The following is a 17,413-nucleotide window of genomic DNA, read 5'->3' on the forward strand; positions in this document are numbered from 1 at the left end:
GCAATGTCGGACCGGATTGTATGCACGTCTCCAGATCCATTCCCAACGACGCAACTCAGGCGGCCGCTGGAAACTCTTGAGAGACCGGAACAACGTGGAATGATGGCGTCTCGGGAAGTGGTATAGCTGACGGCGTTGGCCGCGCGCTCTCGAGCAGACAGCCGGATTCATCAGCGCGCCACGGCTGGCAGGCTGATGAACAGGTCGTCGCCTATCTGACTGATGATTCCACTGTTATGTAGCGGGCCCGCTATGCGGCCCACTCATCGGCCTGCTCGATTCGAGCAGCAGTGCGCCGACGAGACGGAGGATGGCGTTGTCATTCGGGAAGATGCCGACCACGTCGGTTCGGCGCTTGATTTCGCCGTTGAGACACTCGATCGGGTCGTGCTGTGAAGCTTGGCCCGGTGCTCCTTCGGGAAGGGTAATGTAGGCGAGCACGTCTGGCTCGGCGTCGTCGGGGATGGCCGCCAGCTTCGGCACCTTCGGCCTACGCGCCACTGGGCACTGGCGGCTTCGGGCGTCTCCAGCGCGAAGGCGGTGGCGGAAGGCCGAGACGACGCGGCGGCCGCTCTTGCCGGCCTGCGCCAGCACGTCCCTCATGAATTGGACGCGGCAGCGGGTTATGGATCTCCGGCGACGTCAACGCATGCCATGTTTGAAAGTGTGTTGTCCAATACTCTGTCGTTTGTCAGACCCGCGACACACACACACTCATCAGAATTCTTGTGTGCCTCAGACAAATGACTGAAAAAACTTCAAAAAAACACTTCTTCGGCTCCTTCGGGCAATTGGCACGAGCTTTGAAGCTCTCATGGTGAGGCGCAATGGTAACTACCAACGCGACATGGCCCTAGACGGAGGAAATATTATGAAGCTCCCGGATCAAAGCTCCGCCCTGGAGAAAGCCGCACGACAGCGCATCAAGGATTCACATACCCTCAACGGAGACGTCGAGCGCTTGACAGAGTTCTACCGCGAATGGGCCAGTGCCTATGAACTGGAGGTTGGGCGCGACCAATACTGCGGACCGGCGATCGTGGCGGAATTGGCAGGTGCCCTGCAGACGGCCTATTTGGCCGGAGAACGAGCAGCCGTCACAATCCTGGACGCCGGCAGCGGAACAGGCCTCGTGGGAGTGCAACTGGACCGCCTTGGCTTCCGGACGATCGACGGGCTCGATCTCTCCGACGAGATGGCCGAAAAGGCCAGGCAAACCCGAGTCTACCGCCATGTCCGAGCCGGTGTCGATCTCAATGGGCCGCTCTCTAGCTACGCCAGCGCCGGCTATAACATTACAGTCTGCTGCGGCGTCTTCACGCTCGGGCATGTCCGGCCGAATGCGCTGCGCGAGCTGACGCGCGTCACCCGGCCGAACGGATTTGTCATCGCAAGCACCCGCAAGAGTTATGCCGAAACTTCGCGCTTTGGAGACGAAGTGCGGCGTCTGCAGGACGAGCGCGTTCTTGTGCCGGCGCATTGTCTAAAGGACGGCAGATACATCGCCGAAGAGGGCGCAGATTACTGGGTTTTCCGGGTTTTGGAGAACGCCAGCGCAAAAGCAAACAGCGCTACGAGTACGCTAGCGCAAGTGGCACTGCCGAGAATTGCAGCCGATAAGCCGCCTGTTCGCCCAAGAGAGTGTATCGCCACATGACCGCACAATCGAACGCAGAACTCCAGGCGAGACGTGAGAGTGCGTTACCTCGCGGTGTTGCATGTGCATTTCCTCGATTCGCGGAACGCGCCCAGGGCGCGGAGATCTGGGACATGGAGGGCCGCCGGTATATCGATTTCATCGGCGGCATGGGTGCACTTGCGATCGGTCACTCGCATCCGAAGGTGGTTGATGCAGTCACAATGCAACTCAAGCACTTCACGCACACCTTCTTCGGCAGCATTCCTTACGAGATCTACATTCGGCTGGCGGAACGCCTCAACGCGATAGCGCCGTTCCATGCGCCGGCGAAAACTCTGCTCATCACGACTGGCGCCGAAGCGGTGGAGAACGCCGTAAAGATAGCTCGTTTTCAATCCGGCCGACGGGGCGTCATAGTTTTCACAGGAGGCTTTCACGGACGCACGTTACTAACCCTTGCGATGACCTCGCAGCTCGATCCTTACAAACGTGGGTTCGGCCCCTACCCTACCGATGTTTACCACGCTCCTTTTCCGGCCGCCTATCGGGGCCCCAGCACAGAGGAGGCTCTTCAAGCGCTTCGAAATATTTTCGAGACCCAGATCGAACCGGATCAGGTTGCCGCTATGGTGATCGAGCCAATTCAGGGTGAAGCTGGTTTTCTGCCGGCCCCGTCGAAGTTCCTACGCGATATAAGGTGTTTGTGCGATGCGCACGGCGTCGCCCTAATCGCGGATGAGGTCCAGTCTGGCTTTGGCCGCTCTGGCCGCATTTTCGCGATTGAGCATTCCGGGGTGGAACCGGATCTTGTGGCGTTGGGAAAGAGTTTTGGCGGCGGGCTGCCTATCGCCGCTGTCATCGGAAAGGCCGAGATCATGGATGCCGTGCCCCCCGGCGGACTAGGAGGCACCTATGCTGGGAATCCCCTTGCATGCGCGGCCGCAATTGCGGCTTTGGATGTGCTTGAGGAGGAGAACCTAACTGCCCGCAGTACGGAAATCGGGAAGCAACTCACCGCCGGGTTACACTCTCTCAGCACAAATTGCCCGATTATTGGCGATGTACGCGGTGTGGGCGCGATGATTGCCGTTGAACTTGTTGATGATGCAGCGTCGCTGCGCCCTGCGACAGCGCTGACGGCGAAGCTCGTAGAAGACGCCGCGACGCATGGACTTCTGCTCGCTTCTGCGGGGCGCGCGCAAAACGTCATTCGCGTCCTTGCGCCGCTTACGGCGTCGAAAGAGATCATCGATGAGGCGTTGGCCATTTTTGCCGACTCGCTGGCGCGGGTGGCCTCCTTTGCGCGCGGTTGATGACCACGGTCCCGACAAGCGGTTGTTCCTCGACGCGCTACCGCTGGAGTGGCCGGCGATATCTTGAACTGCGCCCCCGCGGGGCACTCGTGGTCGAGCATAGAATTCAGCCACGCTGACCCAACTTATCATGGATGAAGTAGTATGACGAAATCAAACCTCGCCCAACTTGACGACAGGCTTCGCGCGCAGCGGGAATCCTTTGACAAACTCCCAGTCATTGACGTGGCTCCGCTGGTCGACGGAAGAGACGCGCTAAGCGTTGCGAAAGAAATCCGCTGGGCCCTTACCAATGTCGGCTTTATGTACGTCAAAAATCATGGCGTATCTGAGGAGCTAGTCGGAGAGATCTTTGCCCACGCTCGGGCGTTCTTCGATCTACCGCTCGACGAAAAGATGCAAATGCACATCAGCAATTCCGGCGTGGCGCTACACGGCTATATCGAAGTGTTCGGCGAAAATACTGATCCTTCAAAGACCCAGGATCTCAAAGAGTGCTTCGACGTCGGTCCTGAGCGGTCGATCATCGAGGGCCCCTTCTTCGGGCCCAACCAGTGGCCGGCCGCCCTGCCCGGTTTCCGACAGAGCGTGGTCGCCTATCACGAGGCGATGAAGGAGCTTTCGATCAAGATTCTGAGCGGGATCGCGCTCAGCCTTGATCTCCCTACAGATTTCTTCGAACCTCGAATGAAGAACCCAATCACGATCCAGCGGTTGCTACATTACCCGCCGCAAACCGGAGTCGTGGACGAGAGGATCATCGGTATTGGCGCGCACACCGACTACGGCACCCTCACCATTCTCGCGCAGGACAGTGTCGGCGGGCTACAGGTTATGAACCGAGATGGCGCTTGGGTCGAGGGCACTCCCATTCCTGGGACCTTTGTCATCAACATCGGCGATCTGGTGCAGAAGCTGACCAACGACCTCTACCTAGCCAACCTGCATCGGGTGGTGAACACCTCCGGACGGGAACGCTATTCGATTCCATTCTTCGTTGATGCCGACTACGACGCTGTTTTCGCGCCCCTGGAGAGCTGTGTCTCTGAGGCGAGGCCGGCGCGTTACCCACCGATCACCTGCGGCATGTATAAGTTTGAACGCTTCGTCAAGACTTTCCCGCATTTGGAGCGGCAAAACGCACTCAGCCCGTCGTGAACCCTGAGGGCCACAAATGATCTGAATAGCTCAACCCAAGTGGAGCGGATCACCATGAACAACTTCGCTGCTGGCGCCCTCCGACAGCCCAAAGCCCAGCGACCGTCTACCCTGGCGAGGTTAGATTACTGCTTTTGAGACAGGGGCCATAGGAGCGGACGACGCTCAAACTCATCGCATCCGAGAACTTCGCCTCCGCGGCTGTCCTGGAAGCGACTGGCTCGATCTTCACCAACAAATAGGCCGAAGGGTACGTGGCTGCGCGCTACTACGCAGGAAATGAGATCATTGATGAGCTTCACCGAGCGCTAAGGCAACCCATCCCAAACGACCCAGACAACTCCAATCCTGAAGCGAGGCTATTTCATGGCTAGACAGTTCGTCTTTTCCTCCGAATCCGTCGGGGCCGGACACCCAGATAAAATGGCCGACAACATCTCGGATGCCATTCTCGATGCGATCCTCCGTAAGGATCCCAAGGGGCGCGTCGCCTGTGAAGCGCTGGTGAAAAACTGTGAAGCCTTGGTGAAGACAGGGATGGTCGTGCTGGCCGGCGAGATCACCAGCGATGCCCAGATCGACTACAGCCAAGTTGCCCGCGATACCATTCTCGACATCGGATATGATGACGATGCTGTCGGGTTTGATGGTCGGCGTTGCGCGGTCGTTCTGGCTATCAACGAACAGTCATCTGACATCAGCCAAGGTGTGAACCGAGGACGAGGGATTGATCTCGATCAGGGAGCGGGGGATCAGGGTCTCATGTTCGGGTACGCTTGCAGGGAGACCGATACACTGATGCCCTTGCCAATCCAGCTCGCTCACCAGTTGACGAAAAGGCAGGCAGAGGTCCGCGAAGCAGGACAGCTCAGTTGGCTGCGCCCTGACGTAAAATCGCAAGTCTCTGTACGCTATGAAGGTTTGCGCCCTGTTGCGCTGGATACCATCGTCCTGTCGACCCAACATGACGAGGAGGTCTCACAGGAAGCCCTGCGGGAAGGCGTCATCGAGGAGATCATCAAGCCGGTCTTGCCGACCGACCTGGACACGACAGGGATCAGAATCCTGGTCAACCCGACGGGACGGTTCGTGGTCGGCGGGCCGCGCGGCGACTGCGGCCTCACTGGACGCAAGATCATCGTCGACTCCTACGGCGGGATGGGACGCCACGGCGGTGGTGCCTTTTCCGGCAAGGACCCCTCCAAGGTTGACCGTTCTGCTGCCTATGCTTCCCGGTACGTCGCCAAGAACGTCGTTGCTGCCGGACTTGCCGAAGTTTGCGAGGTGCAGATTGCTTACGCAATCGGCGTGGCCAATCCGGTTTCGGTTTTCGTCAACACGTTTGGCACGGCGACGATCGAGGAAGAAAGGATCGAGCGCCTCATTCTTGAGCTGTTCGATCTCAGGCCCAAAGGCATTATCAAGATGCTTGATCTGTTGCGCCCGATATACCGCAAGACTGCGACCTACGGGCACTTCGGCCGCGAAGAGCCTGAGTTCACCTGGGAAAGGACGGACAGAGCCGACCACTTGAGGCGAGAGGCAGGTCTGGCTGCAGCGTGAGGCCACTGCCGGATTGATCTGCAAGCGCTGGACCACTGTAGAGCTGAACAGGCGCGCCCGGCAGGCACGCTAGATAGCCGGGTAGTCCTTGGCGGAGATTTTGATGCCGGAATATGACGTGCTTTGCATCGGCAATGCCATCGTCGACATCATCGCCCAGTGCGACGAGGCGTTCCTGGAGACCAACGGCATCATCAAGGGCGCGATGAATCTGATCGATACAAGGCGCGCCGAACTGCTCTACAGCCGCATGGGCCCGGCCATTGAAGCCTCGGGCGGCAGCGCCGGCAACACGGCGGCGGGCGTCGCCTCCTTCGGCGGCCGCGCCGCCTTCTTCGGCAAGGTCTCGAACGACGCGCTCGGCAAAATCTACGCGCATGACATGCATGCGCAGGGCGTCGCCTTCGACACAAAACGGCTCGATGGCGAACCGCCGACGGCGCGCTCGATGATCTTCGTCACGCCGGACGGCGAGCGCTCGATGAACACCTATCTCGGCGCTTGCGTCGAGCTCGGCCCGGAGGATGTCGAGGCCGACAAGGCGTCGGGCGCCGCGGTCACCTATTTCGAGGGCTATCTGTGGGACCCGCCGCGCGCCAAGGAAGCGTTCCGGCAGACGGCGAAATTCGCCCATGCCGCCGGGCGCGAAGTGTCGATGACCTTGTCGGATTCGTTCTGCGTCGACCGCTATCGCGACGAGTTCCTCGATCTGATGCGCTCCGGCACCGTCGACATCGTCTTCGCCAACAGTCACGAGATCAAGTCGCTCTACCAGACCGCGTCCTTCGACGAGGCGCTGGCGCAGATCCGCAAGGATTGCAAGATCGCGGCCGTCACCCGCTCGGAAAAGGGCTCGGTCATCGTCCGCGGCGACGAGACCGTCACCATCGAGGCGACCAGGATCCGCGAACTGGTCGACACCACCGGCGCCGGCGACCTCTATGCCGCCGGCTTCCTCTACGGCTACACGCAAGGCCGCAGCCTGAAGCAGTGCGGCGATCTCGGCTCGCTGGCCGCCGGGCTGGTCATCCAGCAGATCGGCCCAAGGCCACGGCAGAACCTGCGCCGCGAGGCCGAGCAGGCAGCATTGCCGTAGACACATCTTGAAGACTCGGTGGCCTGTCGGCTCTATCATCGCGCTGGGGCGCGCGGGACCGAAAGCACGCCAGGCGGGCGAGAGCAATATTGCGTTTTGTCGAGTCCGCGACACTGTGTGGGCCAGCGTCATCTTCTGCTGCATTCTCGTTAAACCGCTGAAATAAAAGGTCGCAAAATCTTTTCTGCGGCTCCCTTCGCGTTGGCACGAATTTTGATTTTCTGGTCTGGAGACAAGGAACTGCCGGGAGGCTTTTGGTGGCGCGGGACGAAACGGGCGCGAAGCTAGCAAGCAACCTTGTCAGGTTAGCATCAGATAGCGCGCGCATAAGGGGCGAGGAGCTTGCGCCGAACTGTAGCTGCGATTTGCGTGGACTCTTTATCGCACCAGCTCGGATTTACCGGCCGGTTTTGCCTGGCATACCCCCAATCCAACAGCTGATCCACGGCCTCCATCGCGGGCCGACAAGGAACCCCGTACATGAGGTGTTTGGGTACTCTTCGTTTCCAGGGCAACACCAATTGCCAATGGGCCTCGGGCCATGAGGGAATTGTCTCGTGGCAGGGGTAGAACGACAGCTGGCGCATCGAACCGGCGCTCGAGAGCGAGCTGGCTCGCGACCCAATGCTGATTCATTGAAGGGCCCGCAGATGAAGCCACTAGTCCTGATCTGTTCGCAGGATGCCGAGTTCTACCTGTTCTTCAGTCACGTGCTGGAGGCGGACGGATTCGCAACCGAGCTGGCCGGCGGGATGGACGACGCGATCCGACAGGCGACTGAGCGCAATCCGCAGGCTGTTCTCCTGGACTGCCAACCGGCTAACGCTGCCGGCCCGGGGATCTGCGCCCGGCTGAAAGGCGAGCTGCAAACGGACGCCCTGCCCGTGATCGCCCTGATCGCGTCCGGCGCCGAGCACCAACAGCTCGATCTGCTCAAGGCTGGCATCGACGAAAGTTTCCTTCGGCCCTTCGCGCCGGCTAAATTGCTTGGGTATTTAGGCGGGAAGCTGCGGACGCCGCTGCTTTCCAACGGAGGGAACGCGGGGTCGCTGACCTGCGGACAACTTAAGATGGAGTTCGGCAGCCATCGGGTACATTGCAATGGCCAGCAACTCCATCTAGGCCCACTCGAGTACAACATGCTACGTCACTTGATGGAAAATCCTGGCAAGGTCTGCAGCCGCCACGAACTTGTTAGCGCGGCCTGGCCCGCCAACATCCATGTCGGCGCGCGCACCGTGGATGTCCATGTCAGCCGACTGAGAAAGGCACTCTCCCCCCACAACGTCATCCGAACTATACGCTCGGCGGGTTATGCTCTCGAAGAGCAGGAAATCTGAATTGACGATCGTGTCCTCGTGTGTGGTGTAACTCGGCGGAGCAAAAGCTGCTCGCGAGCGCGCCCTCGATAGCGCTGTAGCGAGCGAGCGGCTTTGCGGTGGTCATAGGCGCTTCCGATCGGGTCTGACTGCGACAACCGCCCTGTACCGGAATGGCTACCGATGAGCGACGACATGGTGAACCTGCACGCTCGTGGAGAATACACTCGACGCCGAACTCTTGGGTGAGAGGATCTGGTACAAGCCAGCAGTTAGAGGCTCTGGCGAATGCGGGTCATCGACAACTTCCACACGCAGGGTTAAAGCGGCATTATGTGACGACGCTCTGGGTTAGGTTCAGCGGACTCGACGCTCGGCTTGCTGAAGATGCGCTCTGGGTCAAGGCAGCGTCATTCGATGGGTGTACAGATCGCGGGTCGGAGCAAGAACCGGACCCTCGAATAAGTGCCCATCAGCGCGCACCGCTTCTGCGGCGTTCTGACCAAACGAGACATGCTCGACGCGGCGCCTGGCGCCGGCACTCAGTTCTAACCACTCCACTGCACTCTATGCCGCCGTCCACCGGGCGCGGCATAGACATTTGCTAGGCCGCCTTCGGCGCGTCTCTTTGAGAACGCGCGGCTTTGACCATGTTGACGAGTGCGGGACGGACTTCCTCCCATCGACGTGTCTTCAAACCGCAATCGGGGTTGACCCAAATCTGACTGTCGCAAAGGCGCTGGCGCGCTTGAGAGAGCAGGCTGGTCATCTCATCGACTCCCGGCACCCGCGGTGAGTGGATATCATAGATGCCCGGTCCAATCTCGTTCGGATATTTAAAGCGTCGGAAGGCGTCGAGCAATTCCATCTGCGAGCGAGAGGTTTCGATGGAGATCACATCGGCATCCATCGCCGCGATCGCGTCTATGATGTCATTGAATTCGGAGTAGCACATGTGCGTGTGGATCTGGGTCACATCGTACACGCCCGTCGAAGCCAGCCGAAAGCATTCGACAGCCCATTCGAGGTAATGCTTCGACTCGGATTTGCGCAGCGGCAAGCCCTCGCGCAGCGCAGCTTCGTCGATCTGAATCACCTTGGCGCCGGCGCTTTCGAGATCACCTACCTCGCCGCGAAGGGCGAGCGCGATCTGACGACAGACGACCGAGCGCGCAAGATCGTCGCGTACAAAGGACCAGTTCAGAATCGTCACGGGGCCGGTGAGCATGCCTTTGACAGGTTTGTCTGTCAGCGATTGAGCGTATCGCCACCAGCGCACCGTCATGGGATTGGGCCGCGATACGTCACCAAAGATGATCGGGGGGCGCACACAGCGCGACCCGTAGCTCTGTACCCAGGCATGCTGCGTGAAGGCAAAGCCGGAAAGCTGCTCGCCGAAATATTGCACCATGTCGTTTCGTTCAAACTCGCCATGCACCAGCACGTCCAGCCCGATCTCCTCCTGCCAACGGATGGCTGCTTCGATCTCCTTCCTCAGGAATTCCTCATAGTCGACATAGCTCAGTTCTCCCTTTGCATGGGCCGCACGCGCATTACGAATCTCGGGTGTTTGCGGGAAAGAGCCGATCGTCGTAGTCGGGAAATCCGGCAAGCAGAGCCTTTCGTCCTGAAGCCTGGAGCGTTCAGAGAATTCGCTGTTCCTCCGCGTCATACCTTCGTCAACAAAGGCGAGGCGTCCTTCGACCAGCGGATCATGGACCTTCGGAGACGTCAAACGCGCGGCGGCTGCTTGGGTCGAAGACTCCAGCTCTGCCGCAACCGCCTCCCGGCCTTCGGACAAGGCCCGGGCGATCGTGGTCAGTTCGTCCATCTTCTGTGCCGCGAATGCGAGCCATGACTTTACGTCCCGGTCGATCGTGGTTTCCAGTTCGAGGTCGATCGGCACGTGCAGAAGCGAGCACGAAGGCGCGATCTCCACTCGCTCCAGCGGCCAGCCGGCGACGACCGGCTTGATCCGGTCAAGCATGGGGCGCAGGTTTGCGCGCCAGACGTTGCGACCGTCGATCAGGCCAAGCGAAAGCACCAGGTGTTTTGGCGCAAGCCGGCCCACTGCCTCCAATTGTTCGGGTGCACGTGCAAGGTCGAGATGCAGGCCCGCCACAGGAAGCGAAATTGCGGTCTCGAGATTGCCATCTAGGCCGCCGAAGTAGGTGGCGAGCATGATCTTTAGCTCCGGCGCCGCTTTCGAAAGGCGGTCATAGGCAAAGTTGAACGCGTCTTGCTCGTTTGGAATGAGGTCGAGCACAAGCGCCGGCTCATCGATCTGCACCCAGTCGGCGCCCGCGAGTTTCAGTCGACGTAGCAGCAGCTCGTAAACGGGCAGCAGCCGCGGCAGCAGCGAAACAGGGTTGAAGTCCCGGGTGGGCGACTTGGCGAGCTTGAGGAAGGTGACGGGCCCAAGGATGGCCGGGCGAGTGTGAATGCCCAACGCTCTGGCATCAAGGAAGTGATCCAATGGCTTTGACGACGATAGGGCAAAGGCTTGATCATCGGCGAGCTCGGGGACCATGTAGTGGTAATTGGTGTCGAACCACTTTGTCATTTCCAGCGCTGTCACGGCCTGACTGTGATTGGTCTGCCCGCCACCGCCAGCTTCTCCTTGGCTGCCCCGCGCCATGGCAAAATAGGTGTCGAGCGAGATTTCCCCCTCGTTCCAGCCATAGCGTGGCGGGATCGCGCCGACCATTGTTGCCGTGTCGAGCACATGATCGTAGAGCGAGAAGTCGTTGGACGGGATCTTTGTCACGCCGCGTTCGCGTTGTTCAATCCAGTTCGCGACACGCAGCGCCCGCGCCGTTTCGAGAAGGTCGGCGGCGGAACATTTTCGCGACCAATAGGCTTCAAGCGCGCGCTTTAGCTCGCGACAGCGCCCAATGCGCGGCACGCCAAGCGTGGCTACAGGAACTTTGTGACAGAGAGACATACCATACCCCGATGATTGGGGCGTGGATGCAAAGCAGACGTTGGCAAGCAGACGAGCCGGTTGCTACGCCCACCGAGACACCCCGCCCGTGGACCTTGTTCGCCGAGGCAGGTTTCCTGGCTCGCGGGTCAACACCTCAGCCCGTCTTCCCGAGGCTATTGACCTCAGTGACATGAGTGGGCTTGGCTCACCGCTTACAGTTGCGGGGGCAGCGACGGCATCTTCACCGGCTTCCCTCTTAGCTCTGTTGCGGACGAACCGCATCAGAGAACCATCGACTACTTACATTCCCCGGAGAGGACATTGCTGTCAACCACATAAACAAATCTTTGTATCGTGATCCGACTGGTACGATAGTTGCCAGGAGTCGGGTGATCGCGACCGTCCTTTCGGCCGGTAGCCTGCTCAATTTCTTTGCCAAGCGTGTGGAGCGAACTGTCGCAGGTTCCAGACTGCGAACTGACAGGGGTTGACTCCGATCATGCTGCAAGGAACATTTCCGATATACTCGAACTGAGCTTAGTCAGAGGGCAATCATGCTCGAATTGCGCACTCGGTGACGCGCGCGGAACGGATCTGCCCGCCGGTCGACTGGCATCAAGACCATGCTCGACCTCAGCCCGAGCAACATCGCTCATCCGGTCGAACGACAGCGAGGACAGTTTTCGGCCAGCCCCGGTCGGCCAGCAATGCGAGATGCTTGACCCGGCACTCACCCGAGCCGCAAACGACCACCATTATGGAAGCAATGCGTTATGGAAGCACCTGCGCTTTGGCGTCGGCACCTCGATGACACGTTCGAGTTCCTCAATCATATACACAAAAGCTCGAGCCAGCAGGAAATCTGTCGCCATCTGATTTCCTATGCCGAGCGGTTTGGCGCCAGAAACGTGTTGGCAGGACCGATCCCGCCGCCGCGTGCCTTGAGACGCGAGCAGATTTCCCATGTGCTGCTTGACGCTTGGCCACAGCAATGGTCGGAGCGCTATTTCTCCAACGGCTACCTTTATCGCGACCCCACCATTCGGCTTGTGAATCGTGGGGCCACGCCCTTCAGGTGGAGCGAGATCAATCAAGTTGTGCCGGTTTGTTTCCTTCGGCCGACGGATCATTGCGGAGGCAACTGAGTTTAATCTACGCGACGGCTTCACGATTCCGTTCGCGACATTGAACGGACAGGCGGTTGGATTTTCCGTTGCCGGGGAGAAGCTCGAGCCGGATCCGCACGACCGTCTCGCCTTTCAGTTCGTCGCCGCCTGCGCCTTCGGTTGCGCGGCCGTTCTGGCAGATGGAAAACGAGCCTCGAAACCGGTGCGTCTGTCACCTCGACAACAGGACGTCCTGCGCTGGGTTGCCGAAGGCCGCACCGTCGACAAGATCGCTGATCGCCTGAACATCAGCCGCAACACCGCAGATACGCATCTGCGATTGGTGCGCGAGAGGCTCGGTGTGACAAACAACGTGCATGCAGTCACGAAAGCTTTCCGCCTGGGGCTGATCAGCTAGCCTCCCGCCATTGCGTGATGCCGCAACGGTCCACGATGAACCGGCGGTTCGTCAACCGATCATCGGTGATCGATGAATGGGTCGGACTTGGTAGTCAAGGTGTTTTGGCTGACCGCTCTTACCATGCTTCTACCGCGCGACAGACGATCCAGCCCGACCGAAGTTGGGTACCTTAGCGACCCAAGGGCAAAACTGATCACAACGTTGGACGATGCTGGACGATCTTCGGCGATCTCGAGGAGATCGCGTCGATGGCCGTCATTGGGTTTTCAGGTTTTCCCCATTCCTTGAGCACGAAGCTCGGTCTTGGCGAGAGCTTTGAGCATGCTGCCGTATGGCCCGCAAATGCGAGTGTGGGAAAAGGCGAGGAACGCGGCGGAGGCGGCGGAGAAACCTTCGCGAAGACTTGGTCCGGGTGCGCACAGGCCAACCAGTTGTTCGACGCGCCGAGTGATGAATGGCTGGCGTTTCCGCAGCAGGAAGAGATTGCGGTCAAGATCGCGAGCAGCACGGAATGACCCGGTGTGTGGGACGAAAAAGGCTCGCGAGTGTTAGAATGCTCTTTCGAATGGAAAAACGTGCGACAGAGAAAGGCGCCAGATCGAGGCGTGGATCGCGTCCAAAAAGAAGATCGCCGACGATCCTGCCGGTCGTTGGACCTTGTGTCAGTCCGAGATGGCCGTGACCGAACGCATAAATGATATGCTCGCTGGGACCAGACCGGCCAATGACCGGCAGGCTGTCCGGCGTAGCTGGCCGATGACCACTCCATTCTGTCCTCCCCTCTTCCACGACATCTGGAAGATAGAGCTTCGCGAGCTTTAGCAGAGCCTTGGATCGCTCGAAATTTGGCATGGCCGTCAGACCGCCGAACTCTGCCGCCCCGCCGATCCGCAAACCAACAGAGAGCGGTGTCGCCACAAATTTTCGCTCTGCGAATATCACTTCGCGCTCAAGCGTGACCCCAGGCGAAGTAATGGTCGTGTTGTAACCGCGCTCGCTCTCAAGAAGCACACGGTCCCCCAATTGCCTGGCAAGCTTTGCTGACCAGGCGCCGGCTGCAATGACGACCTTTGTCGCCCCCAGTGTTCTACCGCCGTTCAGCGTGATCTCCGCACCGTCGCTAGTTGGAATTACACCATCCACCTGCCCTTTAAATACGTCGGCGCCGTTAGCGGCAAGCCAATTGCGCAAAACGTCAACGACCTTCTTCGGATTCGAAACGTGTGACCATTGCGGCGTGAACACCCCCCCTTTCACGATGGAACCAAGCGCCGGTTCCATGTCCCTGATTTGAGTCGCCGAGAACTCTTGGACGTCAAATCCGAGTGAGCGCTTTCTGTCCCACTGGCATTTGTCGTTTAGCAGACCGCTCTCACTCTCATATACAGTTAGCGCACCCTTACGAAACAGATCGCCTGCAATGCCGATCTCGTTGAGGAGCGGGACGAGGTCGTCGTAGACGCGTCTGTTGATTTGAAACAAGGCCTCGGAAATCCGGCTTACTTCGAACGCCGTGCCCGCGCTCGCAAAGCTCCAAAGCCAAGGGAACAGGTGAGGCGCGTGCGCGACTCGAAGCGCAAGCGGGCCGAGGGGATCCAGAAACCACAAGGGTACTTTCTTCCACAATCCGGGGACAGACGCGGGAATCACCTCTGTTACCGCAATGCCGCCGGCATTGCCGAATGAAACTTTGTCGCCCTCAGGATCGCGGTCGACCACTGTTACCGCAGCTCCGCTGTGAAGCGCCTCATACGCGACACTCAATCCCACAATGCCGGCTCCGACGACAATGACGTGGGCCATGTGAATCTCCCCTTCGATTGCCAGCGAGGCCATCGGGCATCTCGGCTTGATTGTATCCAATCTACAATCGGTTGACAAACTGATATTCGTGGTGATTAGATGAATTCGCTTCCAAGCGAACTTGGGGCTACCTGATTTTGGATGCTGAGAAGATTCACCGCGATGTTGTCATGTCAGGCTATTGCGCCGCCCGTGCAGAACAAGAGGCATGTCGAAGTTCGAAAGATCCCTTGATTGTCCACTGTTGTGTCATTGGGCGGCATACAACTGCGCCCGCGCTCGAGCGATACAGACCCAAGTCACCGTAGCCGAGCGATCGAAAATAGAATGCTGTTCTTCCCCGCGTTTTGTTTAACCCAGGACCGAAATTGACCCTCATGAGAAACACTGTAGACCTTCAGTCCGACGATAGGCTTCCGGAGTGGGCTGCACGCCTTCACCATGATGCTCTCGTCTGGGATGCACATGCCGGTCCGTCTCCATTTTGGAACTTAGACCTGAGTTTCCTGGACCGCTGGCGGCAGGGCGGGGCATCCTACTTGGGGATCAACATCGGGTACGATGTGATGCCCTGGCAGGATACGGTGCGCTGTGCCGCTCATTTCCGGCGCTGGATCGAAACGCGGCCCGACCGATTCATGATGGCCGGCACCGTCCAGGATGTCCTCCAAGCGAAGGCCACAGGGAAGCTGGCGGTGGCGTTCGATCTCGAGGGCGCCGTCGCGCTGGATAACAACATCGAGCTCATCTCGATGTACTATCGACTTGGCGTGCGGCACATGAACTTTGCCTACAATATCAACAATGCCTTCGGCGGTGGCTGCCATGATGCCACGGATATCCCGCTGACCGACCTTGGACGGCAGGCGGTCATCGAGATGAACCGGGTGGGCATGCTGGTCGACTGCAGCCATACCGGTTATCGGACCTCGATGGACATCCTAGGGCTTTCGGCTAAACCGGTAATCTTTTCGCATTCAAATCCCCGTGCCCTGCATGATCACGGCAGAAACATTCGCGACGACCAGATTAAGGCCTGCGCAGCGACCGGTGGGGTGATCGGTATTAATGGCATCAGCACCTTCCTCAACGGCAAGGACGCTACCCTTCAGACGGTTTTCCGGCACATCGACTACACCGTCAATCTGGTGGGAATTCACCACGTCGGCATCGGAGCCGATATTGTTATTTCCCAGCAGGAAGGTCCCGATTTCTTCCAGAAGTTCCCAGAATTCTGGCCCGGATATACCGCCGCGGACTGGGCCAGCCTGCACAGCTATCAGCCCGAACAGCTCCCCGAGTTGACAGAGACCCTGCTCCGTCACGGTTATTCTGATGCCGACGTTAAGCTGATCATGGGCGAGAACTTTATAAGGGTCGCCTCGGTCGTCTGGCGGTAGTGCACAGCGGCATAGAAGGCGTTCAGGCCCTACAGCGTCCGCAGGGGCATCGGTCCACGATGATCTTGGCGGTGGCGAGCGAGGCCGAGATGCCAGCGGCCGACAATGAGCTTTGGTTGGGCGGTGAACACTGCACTCAACGGCCTTCCTCCCATGCTGCCCAGGTACAGCTTGGCGCCTCTGTCACGAGGGCTTACGCACGCTTTCACTTCGCAATTATATACGTGACAACGGAATGCCCGGCTCGCTTTTCGTCCGAGGGGAATTGCGTCTGTATGATATGTATGAGCCTAATAGTCACGGCGCAGCAGGGAGGGGACTATGCCAGAAATCAAACTCAAAATCGCCGATCTAGTACTAGATAACGACAACCCGCGAATTACGCATTCTGATGGCCAGCAGGAAGCGCTTCAAAAGATCATCAAGGATCAGAAAACAAAGTTGGTCAAGCTGGCTGAGAGCATTGCGGAACATGGTCTAAATCCGATGGATAGACTATTGGTCCTTCGCGTAAACTCAACACCAGAGCACTTCATTGCCATAGAGGGCAATAGACGCGTGGCAGTATTCAAGCTTCTAACGAATCCGGCGGTAATGAGCGGCCTCGATATTCCGGCGCCTATGAAACGTGCTTTGGAACGTTTATCGGCTACTTTCAAAAAGAGCGAGGTTGAGCCGCTACCCTGCTTCGAACTCTCTTCTCGCGAGGAGGGCCGATATTGGCTGAACCTTCGCCACAACATCGGCCACGATGGAGCGAGCGTCGACAACTGGAAGACGCTGGCGAAAAGGCGTTTTGAGGGCAAACCTCCTTCTGTTCAGGTCTTGGAACTAGTCGAGGAACGCTCCGGGCTTACGGGCTCGGAACAGGCTTCGATAACCGACAGGTTCCCCACGTCGACACTGGAACGACTCCTAGAAAATCGCGCAGTTCGGCAGGAACTCGGTTTGGATTTCTCGGCGGGAAAACTGACAACCAAGCTACCGGCAAACGAAATAGCTAAACCTCTAAAGAAGATCGTACTGGACCTAGCTACAAAGAAGGTGCAGGTCGGCAAATTGATGAAGACAGACAATATGCTGACCTACGTAAGCGGATTGGGCGCAGATCATCTGCCTGATATGTCAAAGGCTCTTGGAAAGGTTCGGAGCCTAGACGAAATTCCGGTCTCCGAGTTTTCAAGGGTTAAGCGGGCACGCCGCAAACCTGACCCTAGCGACCGGAAGGAACTGGTCCCGAAGGGATGCCCGGTGAACGTCACCGACAATCGAATCGCCGAAATCTACAAGGAATTGCGGACCCTCAAGCTTGCGGATTCTCGCAACGCAATCTCCGTTCTTATCCGGGTGTTCCTGGAGCTGTCTGTTGATCATTTCCTTGAAACAAAGGGCGTGGACCTACACCTTCCTGTCGACCCGAAGAGCGGCAAAAAGCCATGGAAGAAGCTCGACAAAAAGCTGGCCGAGACCGTAGACATTCTGATAAAGCTAGGCGTGCCCGCAGCGCATTTTGCTCCCGTAACACGCAGTGTGAGCGACAGGAACAGTCCTATGCACACAGAGCTTTTTCACAGGTATGTCCATGACCGATTCCAGACACCCGTCACCACCGACCTGGTTGCTGCGTGGAACAACGCGCAGCCACTCTTTGAGAAGATTTGGCCGTGAC

Annotated in this window: 14 protein-coding genes, 1 pseudogene and 1 riboswitch; of the genes and pseudogenes, 12 read left to right on the forward strand and 3 right to left on the reverse strand. The window is 58.6% G+C overall.

Features of this window, described 5'->3' with window-relative positions; all coding sequences use genetic code 11:
- Positions 1-234 precede the first annotated feature (234 nt).
- Positions 235-603, reverse strand: coding sequence for a transposase (locus ACWTU9_RS31700; protein WP_455861756.1), 369 nt, complete (start codon positions 601-603; stop codon positions 235-237).
- Between the two features lie 268 nt (positions 604-871).
- Between ACWTU9_RS31700 and ACWTU9_RS31705 the strand changes: the two genes are divergently transcribed.
- The 7 genes and pseudogenes from ACWTU9_RS31705 to ACWTU9_RS31735 all read left to right on the forward strand — a co-directional run bounded on the left by ACWTU9_RS31705 (position 872) and on the right by ACWTU9_RS31735 (position 8,109).
- A complete protein-coding gene (locus ACWTU9_RS31705) occupies positions 872-1,657 on the forward strand; it encodes a class I SAM-dependent DNA methyltransferase (protein WP_455861757.1) in 786 nt (261 codons plus the stop codon).
- Complete coding sequence (gene gabT / locus ACWTU9_RS31710; protein WP_455861758.1) at positions 1,654-2,952, forward strand: 4-aminobutyrate--2-oxoglutarate transaminase; 1,299 nt, start codon at positions 1,654-1,656, stop codon at positions 2,950-2,952. Before ACWTU9_RS31705 ends, gabT begins: the two co-directional genes overlap by 4 nt.
- Positions 2,953-3,096: 144 nt before the next feature.
- Positions 3,097-4,110, forward strand: a complete 1,014-nt coding sequence (locus ACWTU9_RS31715) for an isopenicillin N synthase family dioxygenase (protein WP_455861759.1) — start codon at positions 3,097-3,099, stop codon at positions 4,108-4,110.
- A gap of 54 nt (positions 4,111-4,164) precedes the next feature.
- Positions 4,165-4,349 (forward strand): annotated as a pseudogene (gene glyA, locus ACWTU9_RS31720) (serine hydroxymethyltransferase); the annotation flags it as partial.
- A gap of 127 nt (positions 4,350-4,476) precedes the next feature.
- On the forward strand, positions 4,477-5,673 hold the full coding sequence (gene metK, locus ACWTU9_RS31725; protein ID WP_455861760.1) for a methionine adenosyltransferase: 1,197 nt from the start codon (positions 4,477-4,479) through the stop codon (positions 5,671-5,673).
- 103 nt (positions 5,674-5,776) lie between these two features.
- Positions 5,777-6,769: an adenosine kinase gene (locus ACWTU9_RS31730; protein WP_455861761.1), complete on the forward strand. Its 993-nt coding sequence runs from the start codon at positions 5,777-5,779 to the stop codon at positions 6,767-6,769.
- A gap of 650 nt (positions 6,770-7,419) precedes the next feature.
- Positions 7,420-8,109, forward strand: coding sequence for a winged helix-turn-helix domain-containing protein (locus tag ACWTU9_RS31735; protein ID WP_455861762.1), 690 nt, complete (start codon positions 7,420-7,422; stop codon positions 8,107-8,109).
- Between the two features lie 583 nt (positions 8,110-8,692).
- Here ACWTU9_RS31735 and metE read toward each other — a convergent pair.
- Positions 8,693-11,032: a 5-methyltetrahydropteroyltriglutamate--homocysteine S-methyltransferase gene (gene metE / locus ACWTU9_RS31740; RefSeq protein ID WP_455861763.1), complete on the reverse strand. Its 2,340-nt coding sequence runs from the start codon at positions 11,030-11,032 to the stop codon at positions 8,693-8,695.
- A gap of 89 nt (positions 11,033-11,121) precedes the next feature.
- Positions 11,122-11,323, reverse strand: a riboswitch (cobalamin riboswitch).
- A gap of 464 nt (positions 11,324-11,787) precedes the next feature.
- On the opposite strand from metE, the gene ACWTU9_RS31745 reads away from it, so the two are divergent.
- From ACWTU9_RS31745 to ACWTU9_RS31755, 3 genes are all read left to right on the forward strand, one after another.
- Positions 11,788-12,159 (forward strand): autoinducer binding domain-containing protein, encoded by a 372-nt coding sequence (locus tag ACWTU9_RS31745; protein ID WP_455861764.1) that lies wholly within the window; start codon positions 11,788-11,790, stop codon positions 12,157-12,159.
- Complete coding sequence (locus tag ACWTU9_RS31750; protein ID WP_455861765.1) at positions 12,110-12,538, forward strand: LuxR C-terminal-related transcriptional regulator; 429 nt, start codon at positions 12,110-12,112, stop codon at positions 12,536-12,538. The genes ACWTU9_RS31745 and ACWTU9_RS31750 overlap by 50 nt, the downstream gene beginning before the upstream one ends.
- A 251-nt stretch (positions 12,539-12,789) precedes the next feature.
- Positions 12,790-13,056, forward strand: a complete 267-nt coding sequence (locus ACWTU9_RS31755) for a hypothetical protein (protein ID WP_455861766.1) — start codon at positions 12,790-12,792, stop codon at positions 13,054-13,056.
- On the opposite strand, the gene ACWTU9_RS31760 is transcribed toward ACWTU9_RS31755, so the two are convergent.
- Positions 13,031-14,377, reverse strand: a complete 1,347-nt coding sequence (locus ACWTU9_RS31760) for an NAD(P)/FAD-dependent oxidoreductase (RefSeq protein WP_455861767.1) — start codon at positions 14,375-14,377, stop codon at positions 13,031-13,033. The genes ACWTU9_RS31755 and ACWTU9_RS31760 overlap by 26 nt on opposite strands.
- 344 nt (positions 14,378-14,721) lie before the next feature.
- Between ACWTU9_RS31760 and ACWTU9_RS31765 the strand changes: the two genes are divergently transcribed.
- Together ACWTU9_RS31765 and ACWTU9_RS31770 are read left to right on the forward strand one after the other, a co-directional pair.
- Positions 14,722-15,744: a dipeptidase gene (locus ACWTU9_RS31765; protein ID WP_455861777.1), complete on the forward strand. Its 1,023-nt coding sequence runs from the start codon at positions 14,722-14,724 to the stop codon at positions 15,742-15,744.
- A 321-nt stretch (positions 15,745-16,065) separates the two neighbouring features.
- Positions 16,066-17,412, forward strand: coding sequence for a hypothetical protein (locus ACWTU9_RS31770; RefSeq protein WP_455861768.1), 1,347 nt, complete (start codon positions 16,066-16,068; stop codon positions 17,410-17,412).
- The last annotated feature ends 1 nt before the right edge of the window (position 17,413 follow it).

Source organism: Mesorhizobium sp. 128a (genome assembly GCF_053848025.1).

Bases quoted from the DNA above. Each gene is read 5' to 3' on its own strand.
- ACWTU9_RS31700 (WP_455861756.1), bottom strand. From the start codon at position 603: ATGAGGGACGTGCTGGCGCAGGCCGGCAAGAGCGGCCGCCGCGTCGTC.
- ACWTU9_RS31705 (WP_455861757.1), top strand. From the start codon at position 872: ATGAAGCTCCCGGATCAAAGCTCCGCCCTGGAGAAAGCCGCACGACAG.
- gabT (WP_455861758.1), top strand. From the start codon at position 1,654: ATGACCGCACAATCGAACGCAGAACTCCAGGCGAGACGTGAGAGTGCG.
- ACWTU9_RS31715 (WP_455861759.1), top strand. From the start codon at position 3,097: ATGACGAAATCAAACCTCGCCCAACTTGACGACAGGCTTCGCGCGCAG.
- metK (WP_455861760.1), top strand. From the start codon at position 4,477: ATGGCTAGACAGTTCGTCTTTTCCTCCGAATCCGTCGGGGCCGGACAC.
- ACWTU9_RS31730 (WP_455861761.1), top strand. From the start codon at position 5,777: ATGCCGGAATATGACGTGCTTTGCATCGGCAATGCCATCGTCGACATC.
- ACWTU9_RS31735 (WP_455861762.1), top strand. From the start codon at position 7,420: ATGAAGCCACTAGTCCTGATCTGTTCGCAGGATGCCGAGTTCTACCTG.
- metE (WP_455861763.1), bottom strand. From the start codon at position 11,032: ATGTCTCTCTGTCACAAAGTTCCTGTAGCCACGCTTGGCGTGCCGCGC.
- ACWTU9_RS31745 (WP_455861764.1), top strand. From the start codon at position 11,788: ATGGAAGCACCTGCGCTTTGGCGTCGGCACCTCGATGACACGTTCGAG.
- ACWTU9_RS31755 (WP_455861766.1), top strand. From the start codon at position 12,790: ATGGCCGTCATTGGGTTTTCAGGTTTTCCCCATTCCTTGAGCACGAAG.
- ACWTU9_RS31760 (WP_455861767.1), bottom strand. From the start codon at position 14,377: ATGGCCTCGCTGGCAATCGAAGGGGAGATTCACATGGCCCACGTCATT.
- ACWTU9_RS31765 (WP_455861777.1), top strand. From the start codon at position 14,722: ATGAGAAACACTGTAGACCTTCAGTCCGACGATAGGCTTCCGGAGTGG.
- ACWTU9_RS31770 (WP_455861768.1), top strand. From the start codon at position 16,066: ATGCCAGAAATCAAACTCAAAATCGCCGATCTAGTACTAGATAACGAC.